2 protein-coding genes are annotated in these 1,254 nt (G+C 32.9%); one reads left to right on the top strand and one right to left on the bottom strand.

The window, feature by feature from the left end; translation table 11 throughout:
• Positions 1-463, top strand: a 463-nt coding sequence (locus IEV18_RS16970; protein ID WP_188393514.1) for a GNAT family N-acetyltransferase, incomplete at its 5' end; no start/stop codon positions are given.
• A 218-nt stretch (positions 464-681) separates the two neighbouring features.
• On the opposite strand, the gene IEV18_RS16965 is transcribed toward IEV18_RS16970, so the two are convergent.
• Positions 682-1,254, bottom strand: a 573-nt coding sequence (locus IEV18_RS16965) for a transposase (RefSeq protein WP_188393513.1), incomplete at its 5' end; no start/stop codon positions are given.

The following is a 1,254-nucleotide window of genomic DNA, read 5'->3' as shown; positions in this document are numbered from 1 at the left end:
GGGATACAAAAAGGCTCATAAACTAATCTATTTCAGTCATGCATTGGATGTAAATTCATCAAAATTTAATAGACTAAATTGTAAAATAAAAATAAAAGAAGACGATTTATCTGCTGCAGCTGAAGTAAGGGAAAATATTATAACTACACATATCAATTGGCAAAATGAAGTGGATTACTTTATGAAAGATCATAATGCCCGTTGTTTTACTGCTTATGTTGGGAAATCGATTGTCGGAACGTTGGTCATTACAAATTCAGGGAAAATTTATTTTTTATTTGTAAATGAAGAAGAAAGGCGAAAAGCAATTGCTAGCAGTCTTTTATCTCATTCGATAAATCAATTAAATTTGCAAAAACTAAAGATTAGTATGCCAGACAATATTGATATCGCTGAGTTTCTAAGAAAGATTGGATTTGAAAAAGAAACGGTTGAACAGTACGAAATGTACAAATTCATCTAGAAAATAGGTTCAGTCAAGATATAACCTGAATTATTCATACTTCCAATGAAGATTTAATTGATACCAAATCCAATGATTTTTTGTTATCTAAACAAGTAAGAGCTGTTAATTTCGATAAATATGATAAATGATAAAGGTGAATGGCAGTAAAATCCTGATTTTGGGCATACTACCCACTTGGTCTTTCATCCTTTTAAAAAAACAGCTATTCAATTGAATTATTCTAGCTTAAGACGTTGAATTCGCTGAAGTACTTCCCAAAAGAATTTTTGGTACACAAAACTAGAGGACAATTTAAAGTAGATGGATCGTCCTGATTTTACTAATTTACTCGCAACTTTAATAATTCTTGTACGAATGGTCTCGATTTGCATACTTTTCCGTCCTTTTGGAAAGCAAAGGGTACGTAGCCAATTCGTTAGGTTGTACGCTAATAGACTTAACATCATTTTGACTTCATTTACCTGGAAAGAATGGCTGTTCATTTTATCCAGATAAAAACCGTTTTTAGCTTCCTTAATATAATTCTCCATCGTGCCTCTTTTTTGATAAGAACGAACGATAGTTTCTGGAGTGAATGCATCTTTTAAGTTCGTTACAAAAAAGGAATGGGTAAAAAACAGTTCACCCGCAGGACGAACAGATTGTACGATGACTTTTCTGGCTTTCGACCATGACTTTGCCTGGTATTCGATTTCCTCATAATAACATTCAGACATGGAAACATCTGATATCTCCGTTGCTGGATGTAATTCATCTGCCATTCGCTGTAAAATAGCGTTTGATTTTAG

The organism is Compostibacillus humi, assembly GCF_014637175.1.
Taxonomy (GTDB): Bacteria; Bacillota; Bacilli; order Bacillales; family Amphibacillaceae; genus Oceanobacillus; species Oceanobacillus humi.
This window is presented reverse-complemented; position numbering and strand designations above follow the sequence as displayed.